This window comes from Nocardioides mesophilus, from assembly GCF_014395785.1.
Classification (GTDB): Bacteria; Actinomycetota; Actinomycetes; order Propionibacteriales; family Nocardioidaceae; genus Nocardioides_B; species Nocardioides_B mesophilus.
Genome location: NZ_CP060713.1, coordinates 1,963,643 through 1,978,478 on the forward strand (window position 1 = coordinate 1,963,643; position 14,836 = coordinate 1,978,478).

15 protein-coding genes and 1 pseudogene are annotated in these 14,836 nt (G+C 72.6%); 9 read left to right on the plus strand and 7 right to left on the minus strand.

Translation table 11 applies throughout. The features are described 5' to 3' along the window. Window positions 1–53 precede the first annotated feature (53 nt). Complete coding sequence (locus H9L09_RS09265; protein ID WP_187580312.1) at window positions 54–284, minus strand: molybdopterin-binding domain-containing protein; 231 nt, start codon at window positions 282–284, stop codon at window positions 54–56. A gap of 125 nt (window positions 285–409) precedes the next feature. Between H9L09_RS09265 and H9L09_RS09270 the strand changes: the two genes are divergently transcribed. Both H9L09_RS09270 and H9L09_RS09275 read left to right on the plus strand, forming a co-directional pair. Beyond that, window positions 410–3,070: an ATP-binding protein gene (locus H9L09_RS09270; RefSeq protein ID WP_187580313.1), complete on the plus strand. Its 2,661-nt coding sequence runs from the start codon at window positions 410–412 to the stop codon at window positions 3,068–3,070. Between the two features lie 82 nt (window positions 3,071–3,152). Continuing rightward, window positions 3,153–3,515 carry a hypothetical protein gene (locus H9L09_RS09275; RefSeq protein WP_187580314.1) on the plus strand — a complete coding sequence of 121 codons (363 nt, stop codon included), beginning with the start codon at window positions 3,153–3,155 and terminating at the stop codon, window positions 3,513–3,515. Between the two features lie 24 nt (window positions 3,516–3,539). Here the strand turns inward: H9L09_RS09275 and H9L09_RS09280 are convergent, their stop codons facing one another. Further along, a complete protein-coding gene (locus tag H9L09_RS09280) occupies window positions 3,540–3,845 on the minus strand; it encodes an SHOCT domain-containing protein (RefSeq protein WP_187580315.1) in 306 nt (101 codons plus the stop codon). 107 nt (window positions 3,846–3,952) lie between these two features. Then, window positions 3,953–5,233: a nickel-dependent lactate racemase gene (gene larA, locus H9L09_RS09285; RefSeq protein WP_187580316.1), complete on the minus strand. Its 1,281-nt coding sequence runs from the start codon at window positions 5,231–5,233 to the stop codon at window positions 3,953–3,955. Between the two features lie 129 nt (window positions 5,234–5,362). On the opposite strand from larA, the gene H9L09_RS09290 reads away from it, so the two are divergent. The 3 genes from H9L09_RS09290 (at window position 5,363) to H9L09_RS09300 (ending at window position 9,236) form a co-directional block, all read left to right on the plus strand. Then, entirely contained in the window at window positions 5,363–7,012 is a 1,650-nt protein-coding gene (locus tag H9L09_RS09290) for a phytoene desaturase family protein (RefSeq protein WP_187580317.1), read from the plus strand. Between the two features lie 17 nt (window positions 7,013–7,029). After that, complete coding sequence (locus H9L09_RS09295; protein WP_246456385.1) at window positions 7,030–7,452, plus strand: SRPBCC family protein; 423 nt, start codon at window positions 7,030–7,032, stop codon at window positions 7,450–7,452. Between the two features lie 164 nt (window positions 7,453–7,616). Further along, window positions 7,617–9,236 (plus strand): hypothetical protein, encoded by a 1,620-nt coding sequence (locus H9L09_RS09300; RefSeq protein ID WP_187580319.1) that lies wholly within the window; start codon window positions 7,617–7,619, stop codon window positions 9,234–9,236. A 27-nt stretch (window positions 9,237–9,263) separates the two neighbouring features. On the opposite strand, the gene lepB is transcribed toward H9L09_RS09300, so the two are convergent. Both lepB and yczE read right to left on the minus strand, forming a co-directional pair. After that, window positions 9,264–9,971 carry a signal peptidase I gene (gene lepB / locus H9L09_RS09305; RefSeq protein ID WP_187580320.1) on the minus strand — a complete coding sequence of 236 codons (708 nt, stop codon included), beginning with the start codon at window positions 9,969–9,971 and terminating at the stop codon, window positions 9,264–9,266. Between the two features lie 10 nt (window positions 9,972–9,981). Continuing rightward, complete coding sequence (gene yczE / locus H9L09_RS09310) at window positions 9,982–10,617, minus strand: membrane protein YczE (protein ID WP_187580321.1); 636 nt, start codon at window positions 10,615–10,617, stop codon at window positions 9,982–9,984. An 86-nt stretch (window positions 10,618–10,703) separates the two neighbouring features. Between yczE and H9L09_RS09315 the strand changes: the two genes are divergently transcribed. From H9L09_RS09315 to H9L09_RS09330, 4 genes and pseudogenes are all read left to right on the plus strand, one after another. Then, the gene (locus H9L09_RS09315; RefSeq protein ID WP_187580322.1) at window positions 10,704–11,393 is read left to right on the plus strand and encodes an HAD family hydrolase; all 690 of its coding nucleotides are present in this window, start codon (window positions 10,704–10,706) and stop codon (window positions 11,391–11,393) included. 132 nt (window positions 11,394–11,525) lie between these two features. Further along, on the plus strand, window positions 11,526–12,788 hold the full coding sequence (locus tag H9L09_RS09320; RefSeq protein ID WP_187580323.1) for an alkane 1-monooxygenase: 1,263 nt from the start codon (window positions 11,526–11,528) through the stop codon (window positions 12,786–12,788). Window positions 12,789–12,850: 62 nt separating this feature from the next. Next, window positions 12,851–12,954: pseudogene (locus tag H9L09_RS22635) on the plus strand (rubredoxin); the annotation flags it as partial. A gap of 10 nt (window positions 12,955–12,964) precedes the next feature. Then, the gene (locus H9L09_RS09330) at window positions 12,965–13,621 is read left to right on the plus strand and encodes a TetR/AcrR family transcriptional regulator (protein ID WP_187580324.1); all 657 of its coding nucleotides are present in this window, start codon (window positions 12,965–12,967) and stop codon (window positions 13,619–13,621) included. A 15-nt stretch (window positions 13,622–13,636) separates the two neighbouring features. Here the strand turns inward: H9L09_RS09330 and H9L09_RS09335 are convergent, their stop codons facing one another. Both H9L09_RS09335 and H9L09_RS09340 read right to left on the minus strand, forming a co-directional pair. After that, window positions 13,637–13,900 (minus strand): hypothetical protein, encoded by a 264-nt coding sequence (locus H9L09_RS09335; protein WP_187580325.1) that lies wholly within the window; start codon window positions 13,898–13,900, stop codon window positions 13,637–13,639. Between the two features lie 185 nt (window positions 13,901–14,085). After that, window positions 14,086–14,775 (minus strand): fasciclin domain-containing protein, encoded by a 690-nt coding sequence (locus tag H9L09_RS09340; protein ID WP_246456386.1) that lies wholly within the window; start codon window positions 14,773–14,775, stop codon window positions 14,086–14,088. Window positions 14,776–14,836 lie beyond the last annotated feature (61 nt).

Here is a 14,836-nt window from a genome sequence, read left to right on the forward strand (position 1 = left end):
CGCAGTGGTGGCCGGTCACCCGCGCAGGGTGACCGGCCTTTGCCGTGCCGGGCTCACTTCTCGTCGATGCGCACGCAGAACCAGTAGGACCCGGCCGCGAAGACCCGGTCGGCCGTGCCGCCGGTGAGGAAGACCAGGGCGCCGCCGCTGACCTCCAGCTCGTCGGCCTCGACCTCGCTGTAGTCCTCGCCGAGGAACCCGGCCTGCTGGAGCTCCGCGGAGTCGGTGGAGGCGAACCGGTCGTAGACCTTGCCGGAGTAGAGGACCCGCCATCGCTTGGGCATGGCTCGATGCTGGCACCGGCGCCGGGAGCCCGGCAATGGCACGGTGGCGCTCCCTCGCCCAGGTGCTCACTAGCCCGGTTGGGCCGTGGCCGGGGGCCTCGGGGCGGTCCTATCGTGAGCCTGTGGTGACCGACGAGCCGTCGACCGCGTCCCACAGGTTGCCCCGGGGCGTCGTGACCCTCCTGTTCACCGACATCGAGGGCTCCACCCGCCTCCTCCAGCGTCTCGGCGACGCCTACGGGGAGCTGCTCAGCACCCATCACCGGCTGATGCGGGAGAGCTTCGGCGCCCATCACGGCTGCGAGGTGGACACCGAGGGGGACGCTTTCTTCGTCAGCTTCGCCTCGCCCCGGTCCGCCGTGGCCGCCGCCGTGGACGCGCAGCGCGCCCTGCAGCGCTACCCGTGGCAGCACGGGCAGCCGGTGCTGGTCCGGATGGGGCTGCACACCGGGGAGCCGCTCGTCGTCAACGGGCAGTACGTCGGCATGGACGTGCACCGGGCGGCCCGGATCTGCAGCGTGGCCCACGGGGGACAGGTGCTGATCTCGGCCCGGGTGCTGGACCTGCTCGACGGCCACGCACCCGAGGGGGTGACGGTGCGGGACCTCGGTCACCACTGGCTCAAGGACCTGGCCGAGCCGGAGCATCTCGCCCAGCTCGACATCGACGGTCTGGCCAGCACCTTCCCGCCGCTGAAGTCCCTGCAGCCGCCGACCAACGTGCCCCGGCAGGTGAGCTCGCTGATCGGTAGGCACCGCGAGCTGGCCGAGCTGCGGGCGCTGGTGGTCGGCTCCCGGGCGCGGCTGGTCACGCTGACCGGGACGGGGGGCACCGGCAAGACCCGGCTCGCCGCCGCCCTGGCGCTGGACGTCCTGGACCAGTTCCCGTACGGCGCCCACTTCGTCGACCTGAGCGGTCTCGGGACGGCCGAGCTCGTGCTGCCCTCGGTCGCCGGCGTGCTGGGGGTCGCCCTCGAAGGACATGCCTCGGCCCTCGAGGCGGTCGCCGCCCACATCGGCGACAAGCAGATGCTGCTGGTCCTGGACAACTTCGAGCACGTGGTCGAGAGCGCGGTCTCGGTCGCCGCCCTGCTGCGGGAGTGCCCGCGGCTGCAGGTGCTGGTCACCAGCCGGGTCCTCCTGGCGCTGGAGGACGAGCTCGAGTACTCCCTCCCGCCGATGTCGCTGCCCCGGGGTCCCTCGTTCCGGGAGGTGGCCGAGTCCGAGGCGGTGCAGCTGTTCGTCGCCCGCGCCCGGCTGGTACGGCGGGACTTCACGCTGACCGAGAAGAACAGCGCCGCGGTCGCGGAGGTGTGCCGGCTGCTGGACGGGCTGCCGCTGGCGATCCAGCTCGCCGCCGCCCGGGTCAGGCTGTTCTCGGTGACGGCCCTCGTGGACCGGTTGGGGGACCGTCTGAAGCTGCTGACCAGCAGCACGCAGGACGTCCCGGCCCGGCACCGCACTCTGCGGGCGACCGTCGACTGGAGCTACGCGCTCCTCGCCGAGGCCGAGCGCCGGTTCTTCCGCGACTTCGCGGTGTTCAACGGCGGCGCGCGGCTGGACAGCATCGAGGCGGTGATCCTTCCCGAGGGCGACGCCCTCTCCCTGGTCTCGGCGATGGTGAACAACAGCCTGCTGGTCCAGCGCGACGACTCCGACGGCGAACCCCGGGTGCTGATGCTGCAGACGCTCCGCGACTACGCCAGGAGCGTGCTCGAGGAGGACCCCGCGCACCACCTCGAGCTGGCCGAACGTCACGCACAGCACTACCTCGCGGTGGTCGAGGCGCTGATGCCGCTCGGGGCGCCGCTGCGGCGGGACCAGATCGCGCGGGTGCGCGCCGACTACGACAACGTCCGGGCGGCGCTCTCCTTCTGGCTCGGGCCGCGCGCCGACGAGGACCCGGCGGCCGCCCCCAACGCCTTGCGGCTGGCGGCGGCGATGGGTCACTACTGGTACGGCCACGGCCTGTCGATGGAGGGCAGCGCCTGGCTGGAGCGAGCGGTCGCGCGGGCCGACGACCCCCCGAAGGCCACCAAGGCGCTGGCCCTGCTGACCCTCGGCATGATGAGCGAGCAGCGGGAGCAGCTCGAGCGCGCCACCGCCCTGCTGACGGAGGCCAGGGAGCTCTACCGGCAGGCCGGCGACCGGGACGGCGAGGCGCACAGCCTCAACGGCACCGGCATCGTCGAGGACTCGATCGGCAGGTCGGCCGAGGCGGAGCACCACCTCGAGCAGGCGGTCGCCATGTTCGAGGAGCTCGGCGACATCGCCGGCCGGACCGATGCCCTGGACAGTCTCGGCCTGGTCCACCTGCACCGGGGCAGCTGGGCGCGGGCACGCGACATCTTCCGGGAGAACCTGCCCCGGGACCGGGCGCTCGGCAACGACTGGGGCGCCGCCTGCACCTCGCTCAACCTCGGCATCTCCTACCTGCTCGGCGCCCAGCCCGACGAGGCGCGCCCGCTGATCCGCGACGCCATGGACGCGTTCCTGGAGTGGCCCGACCCGAACGGCGTGACCGAGTCCCTGGAGTCGGCCCTGGGCCTGGCGGTGGCCGAGCACCGGTGGACCGACGCGGCCCGTCTGGCGGGCGCGACCGAGGCGGCCCGGCACTCGCTCGGCCTGCGGGGGTCCCCCCCGGACCAGGTCCGGGTCGCCGGGTGGGTCGCACAGACCCGCAAGCACCTGCGTCACGCCGTCTTCGAGAGCGCGTGGCGCGAGGGCTCCGTGATGACCCACGAGCAGGCCGCGGGCTACGCCCTCGACAAGGTCATCGGGCGGTGATGACCTGCGGGACGTCCGGCCCTGACCCGCGCGCCTCGTCGCCGCCGACGATGACGGAAGGCACGAGCACGGGGGCGGGCCGATGACCGACCAGACGACGGGGCAGCGGATCGTGGAGATCCACCTCGAGGAGCTCGGCCAGCACAGCTGGGTGAAGGCGCTGGCCAACACCCTGCTCAGCATGGGCGGAAGCGCCCAGTTCCGGTTCGTGGCCCGCACCCCCGGCCCTGACCGTGCCGACGCCCCGGACCACCTCGTGGGCGCCACCTTCCCGATGATGCGCTGGCAGGACCTGAACGACGAGGTGGATCCGAACGGCTGGCTGGAGCTGGCGCGCGAGCGGCTCCGTGAGCTGGACCGGCAGCTGGTCGACGACGGCTGGGTACGCCGCCCCGACACCGGCCGGCACTGGTGGTCGCTGCGCTACAGCCGTACGACGTCGTAGCGTCGCGCCGGCGACCCCGCCCGTTCAGCCGCCGTGCAGGATCGACCGGCGGCGGCGGTACTCCTCCTCGTCGATCTCACCGGCCGCGAACCGCCGGTCCAGGAGCTGCTCGGCGTCCGAGGGGCCGCCAGGGCCGCCCGCGCTGCCAGGGCCACCGGGACCACCGGGACCGCCGGGGTGCGACCCCGGGAACCGGCCCATCAGCGCGAGCAGGGCCACGACGAGCACCGCGACCAGCAACAGGAACAGGACCGTCATCAGCACCCAGCCGCCCCAGCCCATCCCGTCGTGCATGTAACCGGTCCCGTTGTCGTAGCGATCCCACATCATCGTGCTCCTCCTCCGCCCGGTTCTGCTCCAGCATCACCGCCGGGCCCGTGGAGGTGGCAGGGCAGTCCGGCCCGGTGGGCGGGCCATTCGGCCCGGAGCCCGGGCCGCTACACCGTGGCGGCGACGTACGGGATGGTCTGCGGACCCTCGGGAAGGACGCAGACCCTGGCCTCGGGTCCGGCCGCCTCCAGCGCGGCGCGCACGGTGGCCCCGATGTCGTGGGTCTGCACCAGGTGCGCCTCGGCCAGCGCCTCGTCGGAGAGGTAGGAGGTGTGCATGACCACGCGCGCCAGGACCTGGTTCTTCGCCTGGATCTGCACCTGCCACTGGTCGGGGACCGTCTCGCTGCGCCGCTCGATCGCGTCGAGCAGCGCCTGCGGCGAAGGCTCGGAGGCGAGCACCTCGCGGTAGGACCCATGGTCGGGGAACCCGTCGCGGCACTCCGCGGCGCAGACGATCGTGCCGCCGGGCTTCACCACCGTGGCGGCGGCGGAGATCCCCTTGACCGCCTGGTAGAGGTTCTGGTCCAGCGGGTAGCCGGAGTTCGTCGTGACCACCACGTCGAACGTGGTCGGCACCGGGCTCATCGCCAGCTCCTGGGCTGCGGCCCGGGCGGCCGCGTGCATCGAGGAGAGCTCGCCGGCAAAGGCGTCCACGATCTCCTGGTCGCGGTTGAGCACCACGTCGAGCGCCAGGTCGACCCGGCCTACCGCTGCCACCACGGCCCGGATGTCGTCATGGACCGGGTTGCCCTCGCACACCGCCCACGTGGCGTCGGGGTGGCCGATCCTCGCGGCGTCGTGCAGCGTCAGCACGGTCTCCAGGCCGGCCAGGCCGGGGACGACCATCTTGGGGCCGCCGCTGAAGCCGGCGAAGAAGTGCGGCTCCACGAAGCCGGTGGTGATCCGGACGTCGGCCTCCACCCAGTGCCGGTTGATCCACACCGGTACGCCGTTGCCGTGCACACCCATCCACACCAGCGACGACTTGTCGCGGGCGTCGTGGTTGAGCACCCGGATGTCTGCGGGCACCTCGTCGCCGAGCATGGCGCGGATCTCCGCCTCGGTGTTCCCGCGGTGCGTCCCGGTCGCCACCAGCAGGGTGATGTCGTCGAGGGCGACGATGCCGTCGAGCTGCTCGAGCACGGCAGGGATCATCAGGTGCCGCGGTTGGGCGCGGGTCCCGTCGCACATCGAGATCGCGACCTTCTGCCCCGGGCGGACCAGCTCGCGCAGCGGGCGACCGCTCAACGGGTGCTCCAGCCGCTCCCGGAGCAGGGCCCGCGGGTCCGCGGCGCCGGGGGTGTACCTCGGCTCCACCACGACCGTCCGGTCCTCCGGAAGGTCGACCTCCAGACCGGTCTCGCCGTACGCCAGCCGCACCCGCATGTCTGACCCCTCACCGTTCGCTCCGAGACGGCCACCCTACGACCGGGAGGCCCGCAGCACGACCGGCCGGCAGCCCGCCCCGCCGCCGCCGTCAGGTGTGCACGCACCCCCACCGGGTAGCAATGGGGTATGACCCTGAACAGCACCGCCGGTCCGGGCGGCCCGGCCGATCCCTCCGCGAGCACCGAGGCCGTCGACGCGGTGGTCATCGGTGCCGGTCCCAACGGTCTGGTCGCCGCCAACCTGCTGGTGGACGCCGGCTGGTCGGTGCTGCTGCTGGAGACCCAGGACGAGATCGGCGGCGCGGTCCACAGCGACGGCTCGGTGCACCCGGGCTACATCCACGACACGTTCAGCTCGTTCTACCCGCTGGCCGCGGGCTCGCCGACGATCCGGGCGATGAAGCTCGAGGAGCACGGGCTGCGCTGGTCCTACGCCCCGGCGGTCGTCGGCACCCCGTTCGCCGACGGCTCCTGGGGGATGCTGCACCGCACCGCCGAGGAGACCGCCGCCGGGCTCGACGCCCGGGCGGCCGGCGACGGCGACGCGTGGCTCGAGCTGTGCGAGCAGTGGGACCGGATCGGCGACGAGGTGGTGGGGGCGCTGATGAGCCCGTTCCCGCCGGTCAAGGCCGGCCTCGGCGCGCTCGCGAAGCTGCACCGGGTCGGTGGTCTCGACTTCGTGCGCGACATGCTCACCCCGGCCCGCACCTTCGTGGACCAGCACTTCCGCGGCGAGGCGGCCAAGATCCTCATCGCGGGCAACGCCGGCCACGCCGACATCCCGCTCGACGGTGCCGGCTCGGCGCTGTTCGGCTGGCTGCTGTGCATGCTCGGTCAGGACGTCGGCTTCCCGGTGCCCGAGGGTGGCGCCGGGATGCTCGCGCACTCGATGGCGCGCCGCTTCGAGGCGCACGGCGGCCGGATCCGGACCGGCTGCCGCGCCACCGGGATCGACGTGCGGGACGGCGTGGCCCGGGCGGTGCGGACCCAGCACGGTGACGAGATCGCCGTACGTCGGGCCGTGGTGGCCGACGTGTCCGCCCCTGCCCTCTACGGCGGTCTGGTCGGCTGGGAGCACCTCCCGGGCCGCCTCGAACGCCGGATGCGTCGCTTCGAGTGGGACCCCGGGACGGTCAAGGTGGACTGGGCGCTGGACGGGCCGATCCCGTGGGCGAGCCCGCCGGCCACCGCCCCGGGCACCGTGCACGTCGCGGAGTCGGCCGAGGACATCATGACCTCGCGCACGCAGATCACCGCCGACGCCGTGCCCGCCGAGCCGTTCCTGCTGCTCGGCCAGATGGCCGCCGCCGACCCCTCCCGGGCGCCGGCGGGCGGCGAGGCGGTGTGGGCCTACACGCACGTCCCGCAGCGGGTCCGCACTGACGCCGGCGACGGCGGGATCACCGGGGCCTGGGACAGCGCCGACGTGGAGCGGATGGCCGACCGGATGCAGGCCCGGATCGAGCGCTACGCCCCGGGCTTCGCCGACCGGGTCGTCGCGCGCCGCGTCCTCGGGCCGCGCGAGTTGGAGACGCGCAACGAGAACCTCGTCGGGGGCGCGCTCAACGGCGGCACCGCCCAGCTGCACCAGCAGCTGGTGTTCCGACCGGTCCCGGGCGGCGGCCGGGCCGAGACCCCGGTCAAGCGGCTCTACCTCGGCTCCGCCTCGGCCCACCCCGGCGGCGGGGTGCACGGTGCCTGCGGGGCCAACGCCGCCCGTGCGGCGCTGGCCCACGAGCGCTTGGGCCGGCTGACACGGGGTACCACTCGTCCATGAGTACAACGAGACGGACCATGAGCTGCACGCCCGAGGACGTCTTCGGAGTGCTCTCCGACGGCTGGACCTACGTCAACTGGGTGGTGGGGGCAGCGCGGGTGCGCGAGGTCGACGACCACTTTCCCGCGCCGGGGTCGAAGATCCACCACTCGGTCGGAGCCTGGCCGCTGCTGATCAGCGACAACACCGAGGTGGAGTACGTCGACGCTCCGCACGAGCTGCGCCTGCGGGTGCGCGCGTGGCCGACCGGTGAGGGCCGGGTGACCATCAAGGTGCAGCCGACCGACGAGGGCTGCGAGGTGGTCATGGACGAGGTCGCCGTCTCGGGGCCCGCGGGCGTCGTCCCGCAGCCGCTCCTTGACCTGGTGCTGCATCCGCGCAACATCGAGACGTTGCGCCGGCTCGCCTTCCTCGCGGAGCGCGCTGCGGCGCGGCCCTGAGCGCACTGTCGGCCGACTTGTCTGTTGCGCAGACGAAGTCGGCAGGCAATTTCAGATCGTACGCGTCCGCATGTTGCTAACTTCGCCCCACCAGGGGGATGAGCCGAGGACTCGTGGCGGGGGCCCGAGTTCCGGACGAGGGTGAAGCACCTCACAGGGGAGAGGTGCTTCACCCGCCGGCCGAGACGGTTCAGGAGGACCCCGACATCAGCGGACAACGGCGCGGACGACCGCCCGGCCGCATCGCCGAGCTCGCCGCCTCGGACGGCCAGGTCTTCAACCCCGAGCCACGGATCGGCTGGCTGCTGCGCTCGAACCGGCTGGCCTGCCTGCCGGGGGTCAGCGCCCGCCAGTTCGCGGTGCTGCTCGCCGACCACGGGGTCCCGGCCGATCCCAGCCGGGTCAGCCGCTGGGAGACCGGCCTGGTGCCGGCCACGCTCGAGGTCGTCGCCGCCTACGAGCGCCTGATCGACCTCGACCCGGGCGGGCTGCGGGGCGTCGCCCTGTTCCAGCGGCGCGTCGGCACCGGGCAGCTGGTCTCCGCGTCCAACCTGGCCGGCCTCCGCGACGACCCCGCCCACCTGGAGCGGGTGCTGGACGCCGTCGTCGACGGGGAGCCCGACGGCTGCGCCTGGTTCGAGCTCGGCCTCGCCGTGGCGTCGGTCGGGGAGCGGATGGTGCTGCCGCAGTCGCTGTGGCGCTCGCTGACGAACCGGTTGGTGCGCCAGGTCGGCATCTCCGTCGGCAGCGCCTACCTCGGTCGCGTGGAGGCGGCCAACCTGCTGACCACCCACGCCTCGGCGCGCAACGCGCTCGCCTACTCCATCGGGGAGATGCTCACCGAGGCCGACGTCCCCGTCGTCACCGACCCGATGACGATCCTGCAGGAGATCGACACCCCGCAGGCCAACGGGCTCGTGCTGCGGCTGCTCGACCAGGAGCAGATCTCCACCCGCAGCGCGGCGGCCTGGGCGGCTGCGGTCAAGCTGGGCCGTGGCCACTTCGACGAGCAGGAGGCGGCCCGGCTCGAGGCGCTGGTGATGCGGCTCGCCCGGACCCACGGTTTGGAACGTGGCGGCTCCTTCAGCGGCCTGCTGGACCTGGTCGACGTACTCTCTCCGGCTGCCCGGGCGGTCATCCTCAACGCCGCCGGAGAAGTGCGGGGTGAGCCGGCGGCGCAGGAGCTGGCGCCGGACCTGCAGGAGGTGACCGCCGTCCTCGCGCAGGTGGTCGAGGAGGCCGACGTCGACGACCCGATGCTGGAGCGGCTGGTCTGGCTGGCCCTGGCCGACCCGCGGGCCGAGCACCGCTTCCTGGCGGTGTTCACGCTGCAGCAGTCGCCGTTCCGGGCTTTGCTCGCACGAGTGGCCGGCCGCCGGATCGAGGCGCACCTCTCGGGTGCGGACCCCGTGCAGCCCGAGCTCGCGCACCGGCTGATGGTGGTGCTCAGCGTCGTCGGCACCCCCGCCGAGGCGGACCTCTTGCTGCGGATCGCCGAGGACAACTCCTCCCCGCTGCGAGGGATGGGGCTGATCGCGGTGGCGCACCTGCCTCCGGGAGCCTCGGTACGCCGCCCGCGGCTCGAGCGGCTGCTCGAGGGGCCCGACGAGTCGCTGGCCCGGACGGCGGCGTACTGCGCCGGGATGACCGGGGACCCGGCGTTGCGCCGGCTCATGGAGCGCGACGACGTGCCGTTGAACCGCAGGCGGGCGGCGCAGTGGTGGATCGCCCACGGGCCCGCGATCCACGAGGCCCAGGCCGGCCGGCGCCCCGACCGGAGCTGACCTGGGCCAGGATGCTCCGGGGCGGCGTCAGTCCGTGCCGGAGGTGACGAGCGCGGGGTTGCTGAAGGTGTCCGGCTTGCCGATGAAGGTGAACCGGTCGAAGGGCCACACGATCGCCCACACCTTGCCGACCACGCTCGACTCCGGGATCGTGCCGCCGCCGGGGAGGTCCTGGTGGAAGCGCGAGTCCTCGCTGTTGGAGCGGTTGTCCCCCATCACCCACAGCCGCCCTTCGGGCACTTTGACGTCGAAGGGCCGGTCCGAGGGCGGGTGTCCGGCGAGGATGTAGTCCTTCTCCTCGAGCGGGATCCCGTTGACCGTGACCCGGCCCTTGGCGTCGCAGCACACGACCCGGTCACCGCCGATCCCGATGACCCGCTTCACCAGGTGGCCTCCGGTCGGGTAGAGCCCGATCTTGGAGAACACCTCCTGCAGCGGGTTCAGCGCCACGTTGCCGAGCGGCCCGAGCCACTTGCCGCCCGGGTCGGCGAAGACGACCACGTCCCCCCGCTCGACCCCGTCGTCGCCCCAGTAGGACCACTTCTCGACCAGGATCCGGTCGTCGTCCACGAACAGCGGTCGCATCGACCCGCTGGGCACGAAGAACATCTGCACGAAGAACGTCTTCACGACCGCCGAGACGGCCAGGGCGAGCACCAGCAGCAGGATCGTCTCGAGCCACACCGGGACGCGCCTCTTCCTCGGGCTGCCCTGGGGTGCGGTGGCGCTCGTCATGGCGAGGAGCCTAGGCGATGCCCTCTCCTTCGACGGTGCCGACGTCCCGGGCGCCGCGACGCGGTTCCACCGTGAGCAGCGGCAGCAGCGCGTGGGCGATCGGGCCGATCGCGACGGCGTACAACACCGTGCCGACCCCCACCGTCCCGCCGAGCAGCCAGCCGACGACCAGGACGCTGACCTCCAGGACGGTGCGCACGCTGCGCACCGAGCGGCCGGTACGCCGCACCAGCGCGGTCATCAGGCCGTCGCGCGGGCCGGGGCCGAGCGACGCGCCGATGTAGAGCGCGGTGGCCAGGCCGTTCAGCCCGACCCCGGCGAGCAGCAGCAGCACCCGCAGCGGCCAGCCGTCGGCCTCCCCGACGACGACCAGGGTCAGGTCGACGAACACCCCGACGAGTACGGCGTTCGCCACGGTGCCGAAGCCCGGCCGCTCGCGCAGCGGGATCCACAGCAGCAGGACCGCGAAGCTGACGCCGATCAGGACCTGGCCGATGGAGACGTCGAGACGCTCGGCGAGCCCCTGGTGCAGCACGTCCCACGGTGCCAGTCCCAGGCCGGCGCGGAGGACCAGCGCGAGGCTGGCGCCGTACAACGCGAGGCCGACGAAGAGCTGGGCCAGCCGGCGGGTGAGGTTCAGGGACACCCCGGGACAAGTCGCGCGTGACCGGTCGTATTCCGCGCTGGGACGGCGGCGCATGGACCGGGCCCCGCGCGGGCAACCTCCCTGCCATGACCTCGCCCGCACCGCGCCACCCCGGAGTCCTGTTCGACGTCGACGGCACCCTGCTCGACACCAACTACCAGCACGTGCTCGCCTGGGCGCTGGCGTTCCGTGACGCCGGCTACGACGCGGTCGACCTCGCGGCCGTGCACCGGCTCATAGGGCGCTCGTCGCCGGAGCTGGTCGCCGAGCTGATCGGTGAGGCGGACGCCCCGGTGATCGACGAGGTGGTCGAGGGGCACAGCCGCCGCTACGAGCAGATGCGCGAGCTGCTCGAGCCGCGGATCGTCACCGGCGGGGCCGAGCTCGTCGTGCGGTGCGCCGAGAGCGGGCTGCGGGTGGTGCTGGCGACCAGCGCCTCGGAGGAGGACCTGAAGTGGATGGGCCCGGCGCTCGGCGTCGAGGCACACGTGTACGGCGTCACGACCGCCTCGCACGTCGAGGAGTCCAAGCCGGCCCCCGAGCTGCTGGAGCTCGCGATCGAGGAGAACGACCTCGATCCGGAACGGACCGTGATGGTCGGCGACGCGGTCTGGGACGTGCTGGCCGGCCGGCGCGCGGGCCTGCGCTGCATCGGGGTGACCAGCGGCGGGACGGGCGCCGGGGAGCTGGGCGACGCCGGCGCCGACGAGGTGTGGGCCGGCGCGTCCGACCTGCTGGCGCACTGGGACGAGTCGCTGCTGAGCCGGTTGACCTGACCGCCCGCGATCGTGGCTGTGCGCGGATCGGCCGTGGGGCGACCGCGTGCCATCTGACATACCGCGGGTATTGACGCGCAGGTTTACAACCGGCACTCTTTTGTAAACCACTCCCGCTCCCCGGAGGTCCCCATGGCGACGTCAGCGACCGTGCCGCCCGGCTCGACCGAGCACTGGAAGGACAAGAAGCGCTACCTCTGGCTGCTCGGGCTGGTCGTGCCGTCGCTGGCGTTCCTGGGGTGGGGGCTGGTGGCCCTCACCGGCTGGAGCGTCTTCTGGTTCACAGGCCCGATCGTGGTCTTCGGGGTCGTCCCGGTCATCGACATCGTGGCCGGGCTCGACCGCAGCAACCCGCCCGACGATCTGGTCGAGGCGCTGGAGAAGGACCGGTACTACCGCTGGATCACCTACCTCTTCCTGCCGATCCAGTACGCCGCGCTGGTCTGGGCCTGCTGGATGTTCTCGCAGGACTCGATGAGCGTCGTGGACAAGACCGGCCTGGCGCTGTCGATCGGCACGATCGCGGGGATCGGCATCAACACCGCGCACGAGCTCGGCCACAAGAAGGAGTCGCACGAGCGCTGGCTGGCCAAGATCGCACTCGCGCAGAGTTTCTACGGCCACTTCTACATCGAGCACAACCGCGGTCACCACGTCCGGGTCGCCACCCCGGAGGATCCGGCCAGCAGCCGCGTCGGGGAGAGCTTCTACGCCTTCTGGCCGCGCACGGTGCTCGGCTCGCTGCGCTCGGCGTGGGGTCTGGAGAGGCGCCGCATCATGCGCCGCAGGCCGCATCCGTGGACCCTCGACAACGACGTGCTCAACGCCTGGCTCATGTCGGCGGTGCTGTGGGGCGGGCTGGTCGCCCTCTTCGGCGTTGCGATCCTGCCGTTCCTGGTGATCCAGGCGGTCGTCGGCTTCAGCCTGCTGGAGGCCGTGAACTACCTCGAGCACTACGGCATGCGCCGCAACCGCACCGGCGCCGACGGGACCGGCCGCTACGAGCGTGTCGACCCGAGCCACTCGTGGAACAGCAACAACATCGCCACGAACGTGCTGCTGTACCACCTCCAGCGGCACAGCGACCATCACGCGAACCCCACCCGGCGCTACCAGACGCTGCGCGACTTCGAGGAGTCGCCGGTGCTGCCGACCGGCTACGCGGGGATGATCCTGATCGCGCTGGTTCCGCCGCTGTGGCGGAGGGTGATGGACCCGCGGGTGATCGCGCACTTCGGCGGTGACGTCACCCGCGCGAACATCCAGCCGTCCCGGCGGGAGAAGGTGCTGAGCCGGTACGGCGCCGTCGCGGACGCCCCGGCGACCTCCGTCCCGGCGACCTCCGCCGCGACGACTTCCGCTCCGGCCACCTCCGGCACGGGGGCGGTGGCATGACCCGGTTCCGGTGCCCGGCGTGCGACTACGTGTACGACGAGGAGGCCGGTGACCCGCGGGAGGGCTTCGCCCCGGGACCTCCTTCGAGGACGTCCCGGACGACTGGTTCTGCCCCGACTGCGGGGTGCGCGACAAGGTCGACTTCGAACAGGAGCCGGCCTCGTAGACTCCGCGGCATGCCCACCCCCGCCGGCCCCGACGCCCGCGCGGCCGGCCCCGCTGCCCCCGACGCCCCCGCGGCTGTCGTCGGCGTGCGGGAGCGGCTGGTCGCCGCAGCCGCCGAGCTGACCTGCGAGTCTGGCTGGGCGGCGCTGACGATGGGCAAGGTCGCCGCGCGGGCCGGCCTCTCGCGCCAGACGCTCTACAACGAGCTCGGCTCGAAACCCGAGCTGGGGCAGGCGATGGTGCTGCGCGAGCTGGAGCGCTTCCTCGACATCGTCGGCACCGAGCTCGACGCGCACACCGACCTCGTCCAGGCGATCCGGTCGGCCGCCGAGAAGACCCTGCTGATGGCTCGCGACAATCCGCTGCTGCATGCCGTGCTCGCCTCGGCCCACAGCGTCTCGCGCGGCAACGACCCGGCGCCGAGCAACGAGCTGCTGCCGTTCCTGACCACCGACGCGCAGCCGCTGATCGAGGCGGCCACGCGGGTGATCGCCGAGCGGATCCCCGAGCGCTTCCCCGAGGTGGACCTCGACGCGCACGAGCGCGACGTGGCGATCGACGCGATCGTCCGGCTGGTGCTCAGCCACGTGATGCAGCCGGACGCCAACCCGGCGGCGACCGCCGACGACCTGGCCTGGATCGTCGCCCGGGTGCTGCGTCAGGGCTGAGCGGGAAGCCCCAGGTCAGCCCGGCTGCTGCAGGTCCGGCATCCCCTCGACCTGCGTCTCCTCGCCGGAGCCGGGTCCGCCCTCGGAAGCGGAGTCGGCCTGGTCGGGGTCCTGGGCGAGCGGGTTGTCGTCGGTGGGCTGCAGGTCGGCGGGCAGGTCCTCGTCGGCGATCAGGCCGACCTCCGGCGCCTCGTGGAGCTGCTTGTCCGCGCGGTCGGTGCCGGTACCGGTGCCGGCCTGGTTGTTCGCGGTGCCGGTCTCGTCGCTCGTTTCGCTCATGCCCCGACAGGTACCCCCGCGGCGGAAGGGCGAACCGCGGTACTCGTGCCTGGTGGGGGAACGGCGATGGCCCCGCCGACGCCGTGAGGCGTGGACGGGGCCACCGGTTCTCCACCCAACCTCGGTCCCGGAGGACCAAGCGGGAGCCTGCGCGCCGACCCGGGGGACGGCCCGCAGAGGTCGGATCACATCTTCGGCATCAGGACCGAGTCGATGAGGTAGACGGTCGCGTTGGCGGTCTGCACGCCGCCGCAGATCACGTTGGCGTCGTTGACCTTGAGGTTGTCGCCCTCACCGGTGATCTCGACGTCGCCACCCTGGACGGTGGTCTGCGTGGTGCCGGCGATCTCCTCGGGGGTGATCTGGCCGGGGACCACGTGGTAGGTCAGGATCGAGGTCAGCGTGTCGGCGTTGGCCGGCTTGGCGAGGTCGGCCACGGTCGCCTTGGGGAGCTTGGCGAAGGCGGAGTCGACGGGGGCGAACACCGTGAACTCGTCACCGTTGAGGGTGTCGACCAGGTTGACCTTGGGGTTCAGCTGTCCGGACACCGCGGCGACCAGGGTCTTCAGCAGCGGGTTGTTGCTCGCGGCGACGGCCACCGGGTCCTCGGCCATGCCGGCGACGGAGCCGGCGCCCTCGGGGACGGCCTTCGCGTAGTCGGCGCAGCCGGCGCCGACCAGGTTGGCGGCCGGGTCCATCGCGGGGTCGGAGGCCATGGACTCGGCGTCCATCGGGCTCTCCTCCTCCATGGGGGCGGCCGACGTGGTGGTGTCGTTCGCAGTCTCGGCGGCGGAGGTGTCGTCACTGCCGCAAGCGGCGGACATGGTGAGGGCGGAGAGGACGGCGACGGTGGCGAAGATCTTCTTGGTGCGCATGGTGGGTGCTCCTTGAAAGTTGGGCTTTTGCCTTGCTACGTAAGGGGATTCGGGTCGAGTG